This window comes from Alysiella sp. (assembly GCF_030525755.1).
GTDB lineage: Bacteria > Pseudomonadota > Gammaproteobacteria > Burkholderiales > Neisseriaceae > Simonsiella.
This window is the reverse complement of the sequence record NZ_JAUNEC010000004.1, coordinates 24,812-42,341: the sequence shown is the minus strand read 5'-3', so window position 1 is coordinate 42,341 and position 17,530 is coordinate 24,812. Positions and strand designations below refer to the sequence as shown.

General features: G+C 42.5%; 18 protein-coding genes. 5 read left to right on the top strand and 13 right to left on the bottom strand.

The window, feature by feature from the left end; all coding sequences use genetic code 11:
* The first annotated feature begins 75 nt into the window (after positions 1-75).
* Both Q4B82_RS01945 and Q4B82_RS01940 read left to right on the top strand, forming a co-directional pair.
* On the top strand, positions 76-957 hold the full coding sequence (locus Q4B82_RS01945; protein ID WP_303064743.1) for a hypothetical protein: 882 nt from the start codon (positions 76-78) through the stop codon (positions 955-957).
* 7 nt (positions 958-964) lie between these two features.
* Complete coding sequence (locus tag Q4B82_RS01940; protein ID WP_303064742.1) at positions 965-1,408, top strand: hypothetical protein; 444 nt, start codon at positions 965-967, stop codon at positions 1,406-1,408.
* 48 nt (positions 1,409-1,456) lie between these two features.
* Here the strand turns inward: Q4B82_RS01940 and Q4B82_RS01935 are convergent, their stop codons facing one another.
* The 9 genes from Q4B82_RS01935 to Q4B82_RS01895 form a co-directional block, all read right to left on the bottom strand.
* On the bottom strand, positions 1,457-1,579 hold the full coding sequence (locus Q4B82_RS01935; protein WP_303064741.1) for a hypothetical protein: 123 nt from the start codon (positions 1,577-1,579) through the stop codon (positions 1,457-1,459).
* Positions 1,580-1,618: 39 nt separating this feature from the next.
* A complete protein-coding gene (locus Q4B82_RS01930) occupies positions 1,619-1,741 on the bottom strand; it encodes a DUF3418 domain-containing protein (protein ID WP_303064774.1) in 123 nt (40 codons plus the stop codon).
* Between the two features lie 13 nt (positions 1,742-1,754).
* Complete coding sequence (gene vapC / locus Q4B82_RS01925) at positions 1,755-2,159, bottom strand: tRNA(fMet)-specific endonuclease VapC (RefSeq protein ID WP_303064740.1); 405 nt, start codon at positions 2,157-2,159, stop codon at positions 1,755-1,757.
* A gap of 2 nt (positions 2,160-2,161) precedes the next feature.
* Complete coding sequence (gene vapB / locus Q4B82_RS01920; RefSeq protein WP_097114620.1) at positions 2,162-2,386, bottom strand: type II toxin-antitoxin system VapB family antitoxin; 225 nt, start codon at positions 2,384-2,386, stop codon at positions 2,162-2,164.
* Positions 2,387-2,450: 64 nt separating this feature from the next.
* A complete protein-coding gene (locus Q4B82_RS01915) occupies positions 2,451-5,465 on the bottom strand; it encodes a DUF3418 domain-containing protein (RefSeq protein ID WP_303064739.1) in 3,015 nt (1,004 codons plus the stop codon).
* Between the two features lie 87 nt (positions 5,466-5,552).
* Complete coding sequence (locus Q4B82_RS01910; RefSeq protein WP_303064738.1) at positions 5,553-6,122, bottom strand: DUF4303 domain-containing protein; 570 nt, start codon at positions 6,120-6,122, stop codon at positions 5,553-5,555.
* A 94-nt stretch (positions 6,123-6,216) separates the two neighbouring features.
* The gene (hrpA, locus tag Q4B82_RS01905; RefSeq protein WP_303064773.1) at positions 6,217-7,611 is read right to left on the bottom strand and encodes an ATP-dependent RNA helicase HrpA; all 1,395 of its coding nucleotides are present in this window, start codon (positions 7,609-7,611) and stop codon (positions 6,217-6,219) included.
* 728 nt (positions 7,612-8,339) lie between these two features.
* The gene (locus tag Q4B82_RS01900) at positions 8,340-8,822 is read right to left on the bottom strand and encodes a copper chaperone PCu(A)C (RefSeq protein WP_303064737.1); all 483 of its coding nucleotides are present in this window, start codon (positions 8,820-8,822) and stop codon (positions 8,340-8,342) included.
* Positions 8,823-9,020: 198 nt separating this feature from the next.
* On the bottom strand, positions 9,021-9,923 hold the full coding sequence (locus tag Q4B82_RS01895) for a flavin prenyltransferase UbiX (protein ID WP_368501321.1): 903 nt from the start codon (positions 9,921-9,923) through the stop codon (positions 9,021-9,023).
* 177 nt (positions 9,924-10,100) lie between these two features.
* Between Q4B82_RS01895 and Q4B82_RS01890 the strand changes: the two genes are divergently transcribed.
* Positions 10,101-10,661, top strand: coding sequence for a YqgE/AlgH family protein (locus tag Q4B82_RS01890; protein ID WP_303064736.1), 561 nt, complete (start codon positions 10,101-10,103; stop codon positions 10,659-10,661).
* Positions 10,654-11,148, top strand: a complete 495-nt coding sequence (gene ruvX, locus Q4B82_RS01885) for a Holliday junction resolvase RuvX (protein WP_303064735.1) — start codon at positions 10,654-10,656, stop codon at positions 11,146-11,148. Before Q4B82_RS01890 ends, ruvX begins: the two co-directional genes overlap by 8 nt.
* A 27-nt stretch (positions 11,149-11,175) precedes the next feature.
* Here the strand turns inward: ruvX and Q4B82_RS01880 are convergent, their stop codons facing one another.
* The 3 genes from Q4B82_RS01880 to trxB all read right to left on the bottom strand — a co-directional run bounded on the left by Q4B82_RS01880 (position 11,176) and on the right by trxB (position 14,868).
* The gene (locus tag Q4B82_RS01880; RefSeq protein WP_303064734.1) at positions 11,176-12,759 is read right to left on the bottom strand and encodes an inorganic phosphate transporter; all 1,584 of its coding nucleotides are present in this window, start codon (positions 12,757-12,759) and stop codon (positions 11,176-11,178) included.
* A gap of 126 nt (positions 12,760-12,885) precedes the next feature.
* Complete coding sequence (locus Q4B82_RS01875; protein WP_303064733.1) at positions 12,886-13,830, bottom strand: class I SAM-dependent methyltransferase; 945 nt, start codon at positions 13,828-13,830, stop codon at positions 12,886-12,888.
* 96 nt (positions 13,831-13,926) lie between these two features.
* Positions 13,927-14,868: a thioredoxin-disulfide reductase gene (trxB, locus tag Q4B82_RS01870; RefSeq protein ID WP_303064732.1), complete on the bottom strand. Its 942-nt coding sequence runs from the start codon at positions 14,866-14,868 to the stop codon at positions 13,927-13,929.
* Between the two features lie 226 nt (positions 14,869-15,094).
* Here trxB and Q4B82_RS01865 point away from each other — a divergent pair, with 226 nt between their 5' ends.
* Positions 15,095-15,769, top strand: coding sequence for a sulfite exporter TauE/SafE family protein (locus tag Q4B82_RS01865; RefSeq protein WP_303064731.1), 675 nt, complete (start codon positions 15,095-15,097; stop codon positions 15,767-15,769).
* A 233-nt stretch (positions 15,770-16,002) separates the two neighbouring features.
* On the opposite strand, the gene ppx is transcribed toward Q4B82_RS01865, so the two are convergent.
* A complete protein-coding gene (gene ppx / locus Q4B82_RS01860; protein ID WP_303064730.1) occupies positions 16,003-17,487 on the bottom strand; it encodes an exopolyphosphatase in 1,485 nt (494 codons plus the stop codon).
* Between the last annotated feature and the right edge of the window lie 43 nt (positions 17,488-17,530).

Here is a 17,530-nt window from a genome sequence, read left to right as displayed (position 1 = left end):
TACAATAAAATAATTATTTCTTTGTTTTTTGGAATATAATTCTGAAATCACAATCTTGTAAGGAAATATTTTATTATGTCTCAACGAATTTTTCATCTATATCGTTACCAAATTATTCCTAATGAACGTATTCAGGAAAAGCTTTATTTATCAGAAAACGAATTATCTGTTGATGAAGTAATCCAGCGTAAAAATGAATTTTTTATTGAAGCATTTAGGCAAATTGCGTTGCAAAGTATGTTAGATGAAATAGATGATACTAGTCGAAAATTAAGAATTAAAGAAGTTTATCCTTTGCAAGAAAAAGCACATAATCAATTTTATATATTTAAAGTTGCAGCTTGTAAAACTGTAACCAGAGAAACTGAAAATTTTGAAACCATGTCCGAAGAAGATTGGCCTCGTGTCCATGTGATAGTTTGGAATGATGATGAACAACAAATATTAGTATTAGAACATCGGACAAGTGCATTTAATAAAACAAATACGTTGGCTAATTTACTAACAAAAAGATTAAATGAAGTATTGTATAACCATAATTTAAATGTTCAAATTTATCCTATTTTTGATGAACAATCATTTTGGCAACTAGTAGAAGGCCAAAAAGTTGAACAAATAGAATTTAAAATGGTTACTCCAAATATGGCAAATATTTCAAAGGCATTAAGCGATGACTTGAAAGCATTAGCCAAATATTCGAATTCGGCAAATACGGAATTAACTATGAATGCTCCTGAAAATGGGGAATTGAATTTATCACCCCAACTACCTCAATTACAAGATTTGGTTGATTATAGTAGCAAAGGGGGTGGGAATATTAGGGTTAAATATAAAGGGGTTCGGATTAAAAAAGACATGGCAAATACACATTCTCATATTACTATAGATGAGTACGAAATTGAAGCTTATCCAATGAGTTTACTAGAAAGAATTAAAGATTTCTTTCAATTAAGATGATTAAATTATGATAAATACTGTTACTAGTACAGCAGCTAAATCTTTCGTAATTTCTCTTATTTTATATTTAATTCAATATATTATAGGAGTTTATTTTATGGGAGAATTTATGCGTTCAAATTTATTAAACATTTTAATAACATTGATGGCTATAAATACAGCTACGGTGGCTGTTATTTTGTCAAAATTGTATGAAATAAGTAAGCAGTATAATCAAAGAATCAATGATGTATTCAAGAGTACAAAAGCACAATTATTATTATCTGTACGAGAACAGGTTACTTTAATTGGTGCTGCGTTAATTTTATCTATTCTTTCCAAGAAAAATACTTGGTCTTTTGAACCTGTTTTGATAAATGCAGGATTAGAAATTTTATTATCAACGGTATTCATCTATTCGCTTTTTATCTTATATGACACGGCAGTAGCAGTACTAGAATTTTATGAATAAAGTTCAGGCTACCTGTATTTTTTAACAATGCAGGTAGCCTGAAACACTTTAAGACGGCATAGTTTCTTCATCAAACAACGATTCATGTTCTTCTTGAAATCCCTGTTCGTGTTCAGGAAAATCTTCCATTGGTAATTCTTTAAACCAATCTTCCCATAAATTTTCGTTCATTATAATCTCCTACATTTATTTTCAGGCTACCTGAAAAGATTATTTTCCCAAATTCTCCCATTCCTTCAACAACCTTTTAACCGAAATCGGATTCGGCGTTTTCAGTTCTTGTGCAAACAAGAATACACGCAATTCTTCAATTTGCCACCCAAAATCTTTCAGGCTACCTGAAAACTCAACCTGCCGCCCAATTCTCCAATCTCAACCCACCCACACGCTCAAATTCACGCAAATTATTGCTGACCAAAACCAGCCCACGACTGCGTGCATGCCCCGCAATCAGCACATCATAATGCCCAATGGGTGTGCCTTTTTTGGCTAATTCCGCACGAATTTCAGCCGAATGCGCCGCCGCATTCTCATCAAAATCCAGCACTTGCAAACGCGCTGCCAAGCCCTCAATCAATGCCAATGATTTTGTGGACGTGTCCGATTTTTCCGCACCATACAACAATTCACTTAACACAATGCTGCTCATACATAAATGGTGTTGATGTTGCTGGAATTTTTCACGCACGATTGCAGGATTATTTTTAATCGTGTAAATGCAAATATTGGTGTCTAACATATAGCGCAACATGATTAAAAACTTTCGCGTTCGGCTTGAAAAGTCGGTTCTCGGTCGGGGAAATCAACTTGCGGTAATTGCGCGAACCAGTCGTCCCACAAATTTTCGCTGGGCGTGAGTAAACGGGTTTTGCCCAAAACCACCACTTCCACTTTTTTCACGCCATCGGGAAAGGCAACGGCTTTGGGTAAACGTACGGCTTGCGTTTGATTGCTTTTAAAAAGCGTTGCTTGCGTCATGGTATATACTCCTTGTTGATACGTTTGGTTAAGTGTAACACAATTTTTTCAGGCAGCCTGAAAATCATTTCCCTAAATTCTCCCATTCTTTCAACAATCTTTTAATAGAAATGGGTTTCGGCGTTTTCAACTCCTGCGCAAACAAGGAAACCCGCAATTCCTCCAAATCCCAGCCAAAATCTTTCAGGCTGCCTGAAACGGGCATATTCTGTTTTTGCAAATTTTCCACCTTTTCAGACCACATGTTTTCCAGTTGCTGAATGTCCGCCTCACGCGCCATGTCGCGGCTGGGGTTGCCCGAATATTTGTCCATGCGCAAACTCATCGCGCGCAAATACACAGGCAAACGCGCCCATTGCGCCCAAGGCGTTGAACTGGCAAAGTTTTCCCCCAATAATTTCTGCACACGCGCACGCAAAATGGGCGCAAGTGGGTGCTTGCCGTTTGCCAATTTCGCGTTCAATTCGGCATACGCCGCCGCCGTGTCCTGCAAATAGCGCGTCAAAGCCTCGCGCACGGCTGGTAAACGGCTACGCGCCCTTTTGATTTGTTCTTTAAAGGTTTTTTCATCGCGCGGCAAATCGTCATCGCCAATAAACGCACGGTCGCACACCGCCTGCGTGATGTCGTCTTTGAGCGCGTCTGCCGACAAATGTTTCAGCAACATCGCCAGTTGCGTGAACCCTTGAATGCCCTTGTTCAAATCTTTAACTTGTTCTTTTAATTGCAATTTCATCAACTCAATTACGCCTTGACGGTGGGCGATTTCCGCCGCCAATGCGGTGTCAAACAGGCGCAAGGCAATGTTGCCGTTTTTCTCTTTTTGCAAACCCAAATAGCCTGTAAGCTGTTGTTTTCCCCTTGCAAATTTGATGGATTCAGGCAAAGTGCCAATGTCCCAAGTTTTCAGATTTTCGCGCTCAAATTCTTGCGTGTTGTCGCGGAATGATAAACTGGCAACTTGTCCAAGTTCTTGTTGTAATTGGATTAAATCGCGCCCCATCGCCAATTCTTGACCGCCATCGTCCACAATTTTCAAATTGAAATAACAATGTTCAGGCAGCCTGAAACGCGCCCATTCGTCCAAATCAATCTGTTCCAAAAGGCGCATATCGCCTGCTTTTTTGGCGATGGCATGGGCGAGCTGCGGCAAAATGGGGGCAGATTTGTCGGGGTTTTGGCTCAAAAATTCGGTAATGAAATCAGGCACAGGCACGCAAATTCGGCGGATTTGTTTGGGTAAAGCTTTGATAAGTAATTGCAATTTTTCACGCTCCATGCCAGCCACCAGCCATTCCAGTTGATGTGGATTGATGCGGTTCAGCACGGTTAAGGGCAGGGTCAGCGTAACGCCGTCCATGATGTGATGCGGCTCAAATCGGTAGGACAATTTGAATTTGCCGTCTGCGTTTTTCCAAAATTTGGGGAACTGCTCTTCCGTGATGTGTGCCGCTGCGTGTTGCATTAAATCATCGCGGTTTAGAAACAGCGTTTGGCGACCAGCCTCGCCAATTTGCTGCAGCCACGCGCCAAAAGTCCGCAAATCGGCCAAGGGTTTGGCATTTCGCATCGCTTTCAGGCCACCTGAAGCCGTTTTGGGCGGATTATCGGCACGCGCCACCAAGCTCAATTCGGCAGCCAACTCATTGTCGTCATAATGCACCAAACCCGCTTCATCAAATTGCACCAACACACCATTTGCCAATGTCTGCCAATCATCTTTTGCAAAATCAGCGGCATATTGCTGCTGCGCCAACAAAGCAACCACGCGCCCATGCCATGCTTGCGCCACGCGAACACGGTCATCAAGCTGCATCGGCGAACCATCGACATAGCACATCACACTTGCTTCAAGGCCACCTGAAGCCCGTTTGGGCGATGCAACAGCCATGTCCGCACCTGCCACATACGCTTCAGGTAGCCTTTGGTCGTAAAACGCGAACACAATCTCATCGTCCACCAGCACATCTTGCTTGCGCGATTTGTTTTCTAAATCAATAATTTCTTTGATTAATTTTTTATTGTGCGTGAAAAAGGCCGCCTGCAAATCACAATCCTGCGCCACCAACGCGCCACGAATAAACAACTCACGCGCTTCGGCTGGCGCAACCTTGCCATACGCCATCGGACGGCGCGGCAAAACCGTTAAACCATAAAGGGTTACGCGCTCGCTCGCCACCACTTCGCCACGTTTGCGCTCCCAATGCGGCTCAAAATAGTGATAACGCACCAAATGGGGCGTTTCCTGCTCTATCCATTCGGGCTGAATTTGCGCCACATCACGCGCGTAAAGCCTTGTTGTTTCAGTGAGTTCTGCCGCCATTACCCATTTCGGTTTCGCCTTAAACAGCGCAGACGTGGGGAACAAATGAAAATGCGAACCGCGCGCGCCCATATAATCATGATTTTCAGGCGTTTTCATGCCCACATTCGCCACCAAACCCGTTAGCAAAGCACGATGAATTTCCTCGTAACTGGCTTGTTTTTTCGCATGAATTTGGGCGCGATGATTTTTTTTGTGGATTTGTTTTTGCTTGGCTTGCGCGGCAATGTCGGCATTTTTGTCCAACTCCATTTCCCGATACAAAGACAGATTTTCAGGCTGCCTGAACGCATTTTCGCGCGTGGTCAAACCCATTTCCACCGCAATATCCGTCAGTTGCGCGTGCAATTCGCGCCACTCGCGCATTCGCACAAACGACAAAAAATACTGATGACACCAATCAAACATTTGTTTTCGCGTGGCTTTTTTGTCGCGTTCGCGCTGATACGAATCCCAAATATTCAAATACGCCAAAAAATCCGATTGCTTGTCGGCAAAACGCTCGTGGGCTTTGTTGGCGGTTTCGCGCAATTCAAGCGGACGCTCGCGTGGGTCTTGCACCGACAATGCCGACACAATAATCAGCATTTCCGCCATACAATCATGCACTTGTGCGGCTAACAAAATGCGTGCGATTTTGGGGTCTATGGGCAGTTTTGCCATTTGTTTGCCGAGATTGGTTAATTGGTAACGCGGTTTTTTGGTTTTCAGGCTGCCTGAAAGGTTTTCAGACGGTATATTTTGTTGATTGTTCATAATTTTTTTTGAATAAATAAATTGAAATAAAAGTTTCAGGCAGCCTGAAAACAGCATGATTTCATCAGGTAAAATGCACCGAATTGCCTACAATTTGTCATATGTATCAGGCGAATTAAGTGCGTTTGACGAACGATAAAGCAATGATTTTTCCCCATTTCCGTCAAAATCATCAATGTAAAAGGCGAAAACGATTATTCCGTTTTGGTCGCGGTTGCCAAAAATGCCGTCTTGGTCGCATTTTTGTAAGGCTTGAATTAAACATGCTTCATAATCTTGGCGGATTTGCTCATATTGTTCTTCATCTTCAATGTTATCAATCATCTTATAAGCGAATTGGTAAAACTCGCTTTGATTTTCCAGCCAATTATCTGAATTGATGTGGTAAGTGAGTTCATCATCATAAAGTTCGCATTTACCGTCCCAAATGGCTTCCAAAATCGTTGCTTTTTTGTCTATTGCTTGCTCAAAAATCTCTTTATCTTGCTGGGTAATGGCAGCATTTGCCGTTGCGAAAAAGTCATCAACCAAATAGAGATAATAAGCAGCAATGTCTTTTTTATCTTGTTCGGTTCGTTTTTTAATCGCTGAAAAAGCCCTACTGATATGCACTTGGGCAATCTGCACCAATTGCGTTTTTTGTTCTGGTGTCATCATTTTTATCTACCTATTTCTTGGTTTTTAGCTTGCCTGAAACATTTTCAGACAGCATTTCCTGTTCGCAAACAGCCTTTTCAGGCTGTCTGAACAATCAAACTTCCGCAATCGCGCCCAATTCCAACAAAACCTGATAACCGTCATTGATGTATCTCGGGTCAGGCATATCCAAAAGCGGAAAATCTTCAATATTACCCAATCCCAACGCCATCAAACGCAAAATCACAGCCGCCAAATTGCTGCGGATAATCTCGGGGTCGGTAAACTCATCGCGTTGCAAAAAATCTTCTTCTGAAAACAATCGGATACACACGCCAGACGACACACGCCCACAGCGTCCAGCGCGTTGTTTGGCTGCGGCTTGCGAAATTTTCTCCACGTGCAACTGTTCCACTTTTGCCCTTGCAGAATAACGCTTGACGCGCGCCAAGCCCGTGTCTATCACAAAACGAATGCGCGGCACGGTCAGCGAAGTTTCCGCCACATTGGTCGCCAAAATAATGCGCCTTTTCGTGCCTGTGGGGTGGAAGATTTTGTGCTGTTCTTGCGCCGATAAGCGCGCAAAAAGCGGCAAAATGTCGTCATTTTTGCGTAAAGGCGATTTTCGCAAGGCTTCGGCAGCTTCGCGGATTTCGCGCTCGCCTGCCAAAAACACCAAGATGTCGCCCTCGCCATGATTTGCCAATTCGTCTGCCGCGTCCACAATCGCGTCTGGGATTGCCATTTCGGTTTCATCTTCATCTAACTGCTTGATGGGACGATACAAAATTTCCACGGGATAGGTACGCCCGCTCACTTCAATCACGGGTGCGTTGTTGAAATGTTGTGAAAATCGGTTTGCGTCTATGGTGGCGGACGTGATAATCACTTTTAAATCAGGGCGTTTGGGCAAAAGCTGTTTCAGGTAGCCCAGCAGAAAATCAATGTTCAGGCTGCGTTCGTGGGCTTCGTCAATGATAATCGTGTCGTATTGATTGAGAAAACGGTCGGATTGGGTTTCGGACAATAAAATGCCGTCTGTCATCAATTTAATAAAAGAATGTGGCGAAGTTTGCTCATTAAAACGCACTTTATAGCCAACGGCTAGCCCGATTTCGCTGTGCAATTCTTCGGCAATGCGCTCCGCCACCGAGCGCGCCGCCAAACGTCTGGGTTGGGTATGCCCGATTAAGCCACCGATGCCACGACCCATTTCCAAACAAATTTGCGGAATTTGGGTGGTTTTGCCCGAACCCGTTTCGCCACAAATAATCACAACTTGATTTTCGGCAATGGCGGTGCGGATTTCATCGCGTTTTTCGTAAACGGGCAAATCGGCATTGAGTTCAACTTTTGGGCGATTTTCGTGTTTTTTCAGGTAAATTTCGTGGGATTTTTGGTATTTTTGTTGCACTTTTTCCAAGCCGCCGAATTTTTCAGGCTGCCTGAATGCGTTTTTCAGAAAATAGCGGTCTTTGCACAGAATTTGGGTGAAATCGGGTTTCATGATTTTGTTTCAAAAAATAAAAAGTTATGAATTATAGTTGCAGAAGTGAAAATGCCATACAAGGCGGTAAGTTAACGTCGTAGTACTTTTTCAATTTTGCAACTATATAACAAAAGTGATAGAAGTGCTGCCTGAAAATGTACTTGGACTTTTTAGGTAGCATTTATGGTTAAATGATTTGAGTTTGAATGCCAGTGGTAAAACACTTGTGGTAAGCAAGTTGATGTACGGTTATTTTTGTTTGGGTGTTCGTTACGAAATAAGATGGGAATGGGGCAATTAAAAATAACTGAATTTGTTTATGGGTGCAGTTTGTGAGACTTTGTTTATTTTTAGCGATTGGAGTAAGCCAACTATGATGTGCCTTGTAGTCAAATCCAATAAGATGTTTATAAGTATAGTTGTTTTAAATATACTATAAATTGCTAACGCCCTTATGTACTAGGTGTACACGGTGGGCGTTGTCGCTTTTTCCGTGTTAATAAGTAATAAACTTAATGAGATGACGAATGTGTTGATTGAGAGTGGCTAAATTGGAATCGATATCTTAAATAAGTCAACTGTGGCAAAAGGGAGTTAGGGTAGTAAAAATGGCAGAAGTTAGTACCCAGCACCCAATACAGCCAAGAATATGTACTTATCATGATATTTTAGAACCTGTATTCGCATAAATCCATCTATCAATCTGATGAATACAGGTTCTGAATGTGTATTCCAAGCTGCTTGAATAATCAATGGTGATGATGAGTATGGTTGTGCTGCTGGTTTTTGTGCTGATGAGTTGCTTGCATATTGCGTACTTCAAATTCTACGGTTTGTTCGCTGCCATTTTTGAATTTGAGTTTGATGGGTAGGGTTTGACCAGCAGTGAGTGTGTTTTTTAAACCAAAAAACATGATGTGGTAACCACCTGGTTTTAATTCTTGAGTTTGACCTGCGGCAATGGGAATGCCGTCTTTGACTTCACGCATACGCATCACGCCATTATCATTGATGTGGGTGTGTAGTTCGGTGTTTTCGGCGATGTCTGGACTGACCGAGGCGGCAATCAAGATATCATCTTTATGGGTGGTGTTTTTGAGTGTGAGAAATGCGCCACTTTGTTTTTGTCCTACTGTGGCGCGTGCATAGGCATTAGTTGCTTCAATATCGGCTGCAAATAAGTTTTGGCACAATAGTGTGGCGACAACCGTAAATAGGGCTTTTTTCACCATAATTTTTCCTTTGTGTAATGGGGGGTTGATAATTTGGGTGTTATATTGTATCAGTAGCTTGTTCCATTTTAAAATGGCTGCTTAAAAGGGTTTTGATGTGTATCAAAGTTTTCAGGCAGCTATTTTGATCCGAACAGTTTCATGAGCCATGCAGCAAAACGCAGTAATAAGGAAACCAGTTCGTATAAGCCTTCCATGTTAATGACCCCATTTGGGCATTAAATTATGGCTGATGTGTAGTTGATCCAAAATGCGTGCAACAACAAAATCAATGATATCGGTTATGTTTTGAGGGCGGTTGTAAAAACCAGGTGAGGGCGGCAAAATGGTGCAGCCTAATTGTGCTAGTTTCAGTAAATTTTCTAAATGTAGGGCGGAAAATGGGGTTTCGCGTGGCACAATTACCAAAGGTCGGCGTTCTTTGATGCAAACATCGGCAGCTCGGTGTAATAGGGTTTCTGCATAGCCATGTGCTACAGCGGCGACTGTGCCCATGCTGGCTGGGCAAATCACCATGGCATCGGCAACTGCGTTGCCTGAAGCAATTGGTGCAAACCATTCATTTTTGCCGAAAACACGCAACTGTGCTGGCGAAACTTGGAAATGTTTGCATAATTGTTTTTGTGCTTCATTGGGCGAAGTGGGTAGAGTGAAATCCATTTCTTGTTGTGCCACAATTTGTGCTGCTTGGGAATAAATCAAATAGACGGTTTTACCCGCTGATAATAAATAAGCTAATAAGCGCATACCATAAGGCATACCTGAAGCGCCAGTAAAAGCCAATGTGATGGTTTGAATGCTGTCGTTTGATGTGGCATCGGTCTGGTTTTCAGGCTGCCTGAAAATAACTTCATTGTTGTGGTTTTTTGGGTGTTCTTGATCCAACCAACCAGCTGGTTTGCCCATACCCTGTTCCAATTTGGCTGCCATATGGCGACCAATTTGCAAAATGCTACCATTGGGCTTGACTTTTTGTGCACGCACTTGGTAAAGGTAGGCAGGTTTGTCGTAACCACAACGACGTGCTAATTCAGCTACATTGCCTGCTTCTTGAATTAAAGTTTCAAAATTGGTTAAACGAATTTGTTTTACATTTTTCATATTAGAATACCCATTCTTATCATGATAATTATTAATAAAATAACAATTATTATATTATTAATTTAATGTTTGGTCTAATATTTTTATGTTTTAAATCGGACGGTTAAGCTGTACTTAATCTTATTCACAGTATAGAATAACCATTAAATATTGTTAAACTGCTGTGTAAACACAACCATGACTCAACTGACTCATCATTTTTTAATTGCCATGCCCACATTGCAAGACCCATTTTTTAGCAACAGCGTGGTTTGGATTTGCGAACATGATGTCAATGGTGCAATGGGTATCATCATCAATAAGCCTACCCCCATTAGCATGAATACGGTATTTGCTGATGCACCGCAAACTATTGGTCAATCTTTGGCAAACCGTTATGTGATGCTGGGTGGACCAATAGAAATAGAACGTGGCTTTGTTGTGCATACGCCGATAGGACATTGGCATAACACTGTAATGGTGGATGCACACACGGGTGTTACAACCTCACGCGATATCATTGAACATATATCGTTAGACGATAATGCAGTTGAAGCGGCTTTTTTGGCTATAGGTTATTCAAGTTGGTCCGCTGGGCAACTGGAACAAGAATTGGCAAATAATGTTTGGCTTACGCTGCCAGCTGACCATCAAATTTTATTTCATACACCACCTGAAGATTGCTATAAGGTGGCTTTGGCGAAATTGGGTATACGTCCTGAAATGCTTATCACAATAGGGGGTAAACATCATGTTTGATACCATTATGCTGCCTGAAAGTGGCGCTTGTTTGGCTTTTGATTTTGGTGAAACACGAATTGGCGTGGCACAAGGAGACTGTGCTTTGGGTATTGCCACACCACTTGCCACAATTTCAGGCAGCAATAATGATGAAAAATTTGCCCAAATTGCCCGTTTAATTCAGGAGTGGCAGCCGCAATATCTTATTGTGGGTTTGCCAACTTATCTTGATGGCAGTGAACACGATTTAAGCCGCTTGGCACGTAAATTTGGTCATCGCTTAAATGGACGTTTTGGTTTGCCGATTTTTTTTACTGATGAACGTTTGTCATCTGTATTGGCACAAGAAATGCTTAAACAAGCCAGAGTATCGAGTCGTAAGCAAAAAGCCGTATTAGATCAAGTTGCGGCACAAGCCATTTTACAAAGTTTTTTTGAAGGTTCGGTTATGGATTTTTTTAACAGAAACCAAGTTTCAGGCAGCCACAAGCCATCAATAGAATGATGATGAGGACTGCCTGAAAACAGTTCATCAGAATGCTGCGCGTAAAATCAAGAAACACACTACAGATAATACAGAGGCAGCAGGTAGTGTGATGACCCAAGCCAAGCCAATGGGTTTCATCATTTTCCAGTTGGCATTTTTATTGACCAAACCAATGCCCAATACTGCGCCAACCAAAATATGTGTACTGGATACAGGTAAGCCCAATACGGATGCGCCCATTACAACCGATGCGGCTGCCAATTCTGCAGTAAAACCTGAAGAAGGGTGCAATTCTGCCAAACCTGACCCCACAGTTTGTATTACTTCTTTACCAATAAACCATAAACCAACAACCAAAGCCACGCCAAATGTCAGCATGACTACGGGTGGAACAGCAGCAGATGAGCCAATGTCGCCTGTACGCAGAACGTCCATGACTGCGGCAAAAGGACCAATTGCATTTGCAATGTCGTTTGCACCATGACTGAATGCAAAGCCTGCTGCGGTAAACACTTGCATCCAAGAAAACATCAGGAATGTGGATTTGGCAAGGTCTTTGCGTTTTAAAGTTTTGGCGTAGATGAAAGTTGCCAACCAAATCATTGCACCTATCATCATGATGATTAAGCCACTTGTCAGCGTACTCATGCCTAAATTCAAATTATTTAAACCTTTGAATATCAGCATAGAGGCAATGATGATACCACCTGTTGCCGAGATGAGAGGTACCCAAGATGACAGGGCTTTATAGCTATCTATGCTGTTTTTTCGGCTGTCAATTTCGTATAAACCTTTGTAATAACTGGATTCCAATTCATTGGGGTCAAAATCAGCTTCACCGTAAATGTGGGCATCACGCGCCATAGCGGAAGCTGCTTCAATTTTTTCAGCTTCATCTAATGCTTCAAAACGTTGACGATGTTGTTCTTTGTAGGCTTTTTTCTCGGCTTTTAAGGATTTGATTTCTTCTTCAACGGCAGTGTTGTAATCCAAAACGTGTTTTTTTACCAGAGAAAACAAGAAGTAGGATACTGCACCACCCAATAAGGGAGACAAGACCCAAGAAATTGCAATCGTACCGATTTTATGCCATTGCACCAAGCCCCAAGGTGATTCGCCATTATTTGCAATCAAAAAGCCAAGAGCCAGAGAACTACCCACGATACCACCTATAATCGCGTGTGTGGTGGAGACAGGAAGCCCTTTTTTGGTGGCGAACAAAAGCCATAATGCGGCAGCCAAAAGTGCCGACATCATGATGTACACCAAATCCAAAGGCTGCATGGTCAAATTGTCCAAATCCACAATGCCACTTCGTATTGTTTGGGTTACTTCTCCACCTGCAATAACTGCGCCGCTGACTTCAAATACCGCGGCCACCAATAAAGCCTGCGGTACGGTTAGGGTACCTGCACCAACCGATGTGCCAAAAGAATTGGCAACGTCATTACCACCAATATTGAATGCCATAAACACACCAAACAGGGTGGCGAGCAGAAACAAAATACTGTGATTGTGGTGGGTGTAGTCCAAGCCCCAAAAGATGAAATAGCCAACCATGCCAAATAATAAAATGGCAAAAGCGGCATTGGTTTTGTGCATGGGGGCGACTTGATTGGTTTGCTTCATGAGCTTTTCCTTATGGATTAAACATCAGAATGGCGTGAAGTATAAAGTCTGAATATGACAACAATATGACATAAATTAAAATGATTGAACCATTTTTAACACAATGATTTTCAGGCAGCCTTGAACTTAATTTGGGCGGATTGTCCAACATTGATGAATTTTTTTATTGCGAAAATCATCGGGAACCGATTGTGTGGAAATGTTTTTAATTTGGTATTTTTCAGGTAGCCTTGTATCCAAGGTAAAGCCACGCAAATTATTGGAAAAATACAAAACGCCCTGTTGATCCAACAGGGCCATTGCACCTTCAATTAAACGTGTTTGATCGCGCTGAATGTCTAAAATATCTTGCATTTTCTTGCTGTTGGAAAAACTAGGTGGATCCATGACAATTAAATCAAACTGTTTGCCTTGTTGCTTGGCTTCATGCAAATATTGGAACACATCGGCGCGCACAATGTGATGTTGTGTGAAATCCACATGATTGAGTTCAAAATTGCGTTTTGCCCAATCCAAGTAAGTGTTAGATAAATCAACGGTTTCACTATATATTGACCCACCCGTAGCCGCATAAACCGTAAAGCTGCCTGTATAAGCAAACAGATTAAGAAAACGTTTGCCTTGTGCGATATCGCCTATTTTTTTACGGGTATTACGATGGTCAAGAAATAAGCCTGTATCCAAATATTTGTCTAAATTAACCCAGAAACGGCGACCGTTCTCATTTACCACAAAATCCAAACCTGTTTGCCCTGTTTTTTCATATTGTGCCGTACCTTTTTGTCTGGCTCTTTGTTTGATGTGGATATGTTCTAGTGGAAAACCGCAGACAAAACAAATTGCTGAACACACATCGTTCAACCATTTTTGGTAATCTTCTGGCTGCATGAGCCAGCCCGTATCGTATTCCTGCAAATGAATGTGTTCACCATACACATCTATGGCAAAGGGAAATTGTGGAATATCGCGGTCATAAATGCGCCATGCTTCAATGTTTTGACGGCGTGCCCATTTGAGTTGGTGTTTTAAATTTTTACCCAATCGGTTGATAAAGGCTTCAATATCGGTCATAAGGCGTATGATAAATTGGATTGCATAGGTGGCTGCCTGAAAACAGAACTCATGCTTTCAGGCAGCCTTATTGTACCATTATTGGTAATTTGGTTTTTAGTATTGATTGTCCAACCAACGTTCTGCGTCTAAAGCGGCTTGGCAGCCTGAAGCTGCGCTGGTAATGGCTTGACGATAAGTGTGGTCTTTCACATCGCCAGCTGCCCAAATGCCCTCAATATTGGTTGCGCCCACATTGTCGCTACTGCCACCTTTGGTTTTCAGGTAGCCTGTTTCGTCCATATCCAGTTGACCTTTAAAAATGTCGGTATTGGGTTTGTGTCCAATTGCGATAAACACACCTTGTACGGCTATGGTCTCATGGCTGCCATTGTTGTTTTTCAGGCGTACGCTGTTTACGCCTTTGTCATCACCCAAAATTTCATCAATCGTGGCGTTCAGTTTTAATTCAATTTTGCCTTCTGCCACGCGTTGCATCAGTTTGTTCACCATGATTTTTTCGGCACGGAAGCTATCACGGCGGTGGATTAAAGTTACCTTGCTGGCAATGTTTGCCAAATACAGGGCTTCTTCTACGGCGGTATTTCCACCGCCTACTACAGCAACTTCTTGACCTTTATAGAAAAAACCATCGCAAGTGGCGCAGGCGGAAACGCCTTTGCCTGCAAATTGTTCTTCGCTGGGTAAACCCAGATATTTGGCAGATGCGCCTGTTGCCACAATCAGTGCATCGCAAGTGTATTCGCCCATGTCGCCGATAAGTTTGAATGGGCGTTGTTGTAGCTGGGCGGTATGAATCTGGTCAAACACGATTTGTGTGCCAAAACGTTCGGCGTGTTTGAGAAAGCGTTCCATCAATTCAGGACCTTGTACACCATCGGCATCAGCAGGCCAGTTGTCTACTTCGGTAGTGGTCATCAGTTGCCCACCTTGTGCCATGCCTGTGATGATGACGGGTTGTAAATTGGCGCGTGCGGCGTAAACAGCGGCAGTATAACCTGCTGGACCTGAACCGAGAATAATCAGTTTGTGGTGCATTTTGTTGTCCTTTTGATGTTGTTTAAAAAGGTGATTGTACCGATTGTCGTTTATTTTGAACAGTTACCCTTTTTCAGGCAGCCTTGTATATTCGCGCCCCAAGTTAGGGGTAAATTGTAACAGTATCTTTGTCATCAAGACATCATCTACTTTGATAGGCTGCCTGAAAACCTATGATACACAAATCGGCGTAAAATGGTGTTTTTTTAAGAATAGGTGTTGCAGCATGCAAGACGGTATGACTTTGTTTACGCTGTTTATTCTGGGATTTTTTGGTGGCACACATTGTGTGGGCATGTGTGGCGGTTTGAGTACTGCATTTGCTTTGCAACTGCCACCACATATCAAGCGCATTTGGCTGATTTTATTGCTGAATGTGGGCAGAATGTGTAGTTATATTGTGGTTGGCACATTGATGGGGGTTGTGTCGCAAGCAGGTGGCATTTTGCAACAAACCCATTATTGGCAACTGTGGTTGGCGGGATTGGCGGATTTGTTGCTTTTGTTTACAGGTTTGTATTTGGCTGGTGTATCCCATTTTGCCGCAAAAATAGAAAATTTGGGTAAACCCTTGTGGCGAAAATTCAATCCTTTATTGAATAAATTGTTGCCCATTCGTTCTGTACCTGCTTGTTTTGCTGTGGGCGTATTGTGGGGCTGGTTGCCTTGTGGTTTGGTTTACAATGCTTCGCTGTATGCTTTGGGGAGCGGTTCTGCCATACAAGGGGCTTTGTATTTGGCGGCTTTTGGTTTGGGAACTTTACCTAATCTGTTGGCAATGGGTTTTTTTGCGGTGCAATTACAAACGCTTCTGCATCGGCGTATTGTGCGTTTTTGCGCAGGTTCGATGGTGGCAGGGTGGGCAATTTGGCAGTTGATGACTTTGTTGGGTGTTGTTTAAGAACCTGTATTCATAACCTTGATAGTGTGCTTTTATTGTTTTTTCTGCGCCTATCGCGTTTCGCGTTGTATTTTTATGTCAATAGTCCCGCTATTGGTATGAAAATTTGCCTTGTATTCGCAAAAAATCCCGAAAAATCAATCTACATCTACTAATGTTAAGAATACAGGTTCCGGGTTTTCAGGCAGCCTGAAACAAAAAAACATCAGGAATGTATCCTGATGTTTTTTTGTTTAAACCATAATCAATTTTCGTCCCACTTTTTGCCATTGTTCATTTTCAGCTTGCAACGCGGCGGCAGTAAGTGGATTATCATCTAACCATGTTTTAGGTAAAGACAAAATCGTTTCACCGTTTGAGATATATGCCAATTTCAGGTTTTCAGGCAGCATTAAGGGTAAACGCGCTCGATGGAACAAAACCGCCAAACGCAGAGCAAAAATGGCATGCCATTCAGTTTCACTTAATTTGGGCAAATCATTCATTTTTTTCAAATCGCCGCGTTGTCCAAATACCAAGTGCGATAAAGTATTTTGTTCATCACGTGAAAACCCTGGCATATCGGCTTGTGCCAAAATATAGGCACTGTGTTTGTGATAGCCTGTGTGGGCGATGTCTAAACCGATTTCATGCAGCATCGCAGCCCAGCGTAAATAATTATGCCATTCTGCTAATTCTTGCGTGTTTGAACCCAAAGTTAAACTGTTGAAAAAGCGTTCTGCGGTTTTTGCCACGCGTGCAGCTTGATTTTTGCTAACGTGGTAACGTTCTTGAAATTGCAATGCGGTTTGTTCACGCATATCGTCTTCGTAATTGCGTCCAATCAAATCGTAAAACACGCCATCGCGCAAAGCAGCTTCATTGAACACCATTTCTTTGATGTTTAATTCCTCAAATGCAGCCGTTAAAACCGCTAAACCGCCTGCGAATACCTCAATGCGTTCGGGCTTGATGCCTGATAATTTGGCTTTTTTCACACTACCTGCATGAATGATTTTGTGCTGCAAGGTTTTCATGGCATTCAAGCTGATGCCTTGTCCTAAATTTTCTGCGGCAATGACCGCAGCAATGGCTTTTGCTGTACCTGATGTACCCAAAGCAATGTCCCAGCCTTCACGTTTGTAGCTTTTGGCAATCCTTTGAATTTCGCCACGCGCCGCATTGATGGCTGCCTGAAACTCTTTTGTACTGGTTTTTTGGCTGAAAAAACGTTTGGAATAACTGACACAACCCAAAGGCAGACTTTCGGTTAATGTGGGTTGCAGGGCATTGCCAATGATGAATTCGGTTGAGCCACCCCCAATATCAATAATCAGCATTTTCTGACCACTGGCATTGAACGTGTGTACCACGCCTGTGTAAATCAAACGGGCTTCTTCGCGTCCTGCGATGATTTCAATTGGAAAGCCTAAAGCTTCTTCTGCTTGTGTATGAAATGCCGCAATGTTTTTGGCAACACGAAATGTGTTGGTGGCAACCGCACGCACATTTTCAGGCGAAAAACCGCGTAATCGCTCCCCAAATTGTGCCAAACATGTTAGAGCACGTTGTTTTGAAGCTTCGTCCAAGTTTTTGTTTTCATCCAAGCCACCCGCCAAGCGAACCATTTGTTTGATGTTCTCAATGACTTGAAGCTGACCGTTGTTGTTGGTACAAATTTGCAGGCGAAAACTGTTGGAACCTAAATCTACAGAAGCCAACATGGGTAAAGGATTCATAATCTGTCTTTACAAAAAATAAACCAAAAACACATCTTAACCC

Coding starts and splice junctions, on each gene's coding strand:
- Q4B82_RS01935 (WP_303064741.1), bottom strand. CDS start 1,579: ATGAACGAAAATTTATGGGAAGATTGGTTTAAAGAATTACCAATGGAA.
- ppx (WP_303064730.1), bottom strand. CDS start 17,487: ATGAATCCTTTACCCATGTTGGCTTCTGTAGATTTAGGTTCCAACAGT.
- Q4B82_RS01895 (WP_368501321.1), bottom strand. CDS start 9,923: ATGAAAAATGTAAAACAAATTCGTTTAACCAATTTTGAAACTTTAATT.
- Q4B82_RS01865 (WP_303064731.1), top strand. CDS start 15,095: ATGCAAGACGGTATGACTTTGTTTACGCTGTTTATTCTGGGATTTTTT.
- Q4B82_RS01915 (WP_303064739.1), bottom strand. CDS start 5,465: ATGAACAATCAACAAAATATACCGTCTGAAAACCTTTCAGGCAGCCTG.
- Q4B82_RS01880 (WP_303064734.1), bottom strand. CDS start 12,759: ATGAAGCAAACCAATCAAGTCGCCCCCATGCACAAAACCAATGCCGCT.
- vapB (WP_097114620.1), bottom strand. CDS start 2,386: ATGACGCAAGCAACGCTTTTTAAAAGCAATCAAACGCAAGCCGTACGT.
- Q4B82_RS01945 (WP_303064743.1), top strand. CDS start 76: ATGTCTCAACGAATTTTTCATCTATATCGTTACCAAATTATTCCTAAT.
- Q4B82_RS01875 (WP_303064733.1), bottom strand. CDS start 13,830: ATGACCGATATTGAAGCCTTTATCAACCGATTGGGTAAAAATTTAAAA.
- Q4B82_RS01890 (WP_303064736.1), top strand. CDS start 10,101: ATGACTCAACTGACTCATCATTTTTTAATTGCCATGCCCACATTGCAA.
- vapC (WP_303064740.1), bottom strand. CDS start 2,159: ATGTTGCGCTATATGTTAGACACCAATATTTGCATTTACACGATTAAA.
- trxB (WP_303064732.1), bottom strand. CDS start 14,868: ATGCACCACAAACTGATTATTCTCGGTTCAGGTCCAGCAGGTTATACT.
- Q4B82_RS01900 (WP_303064737.1), bottom strand. CDS start 8,822: ATGGTGAAAAAAGCCCTATTTACGGTTGTCGCCACACTATTGTGCCAA.
- Q4B82_RS01940 (WP_303064742.1), top strand. CDS start 965: ATGATAAATACTGTTACTAGTACAGCAGCTAAATCTTTCGTAATTTCT.
- ruvX (WP_303064735.1), top strand. CDS start 10,654: ATGTTTGATACCATTATGCTGCCTGAAAGTGGCGCTTGTTTGGCTTTT.
- Q4B82_RS01910 (WP_303064738.1), bottom strand. CDS start 6,122: ATGATGACACCAGAACAAAAAACGCAATTGGTGCAGATTGCCCAAGTG.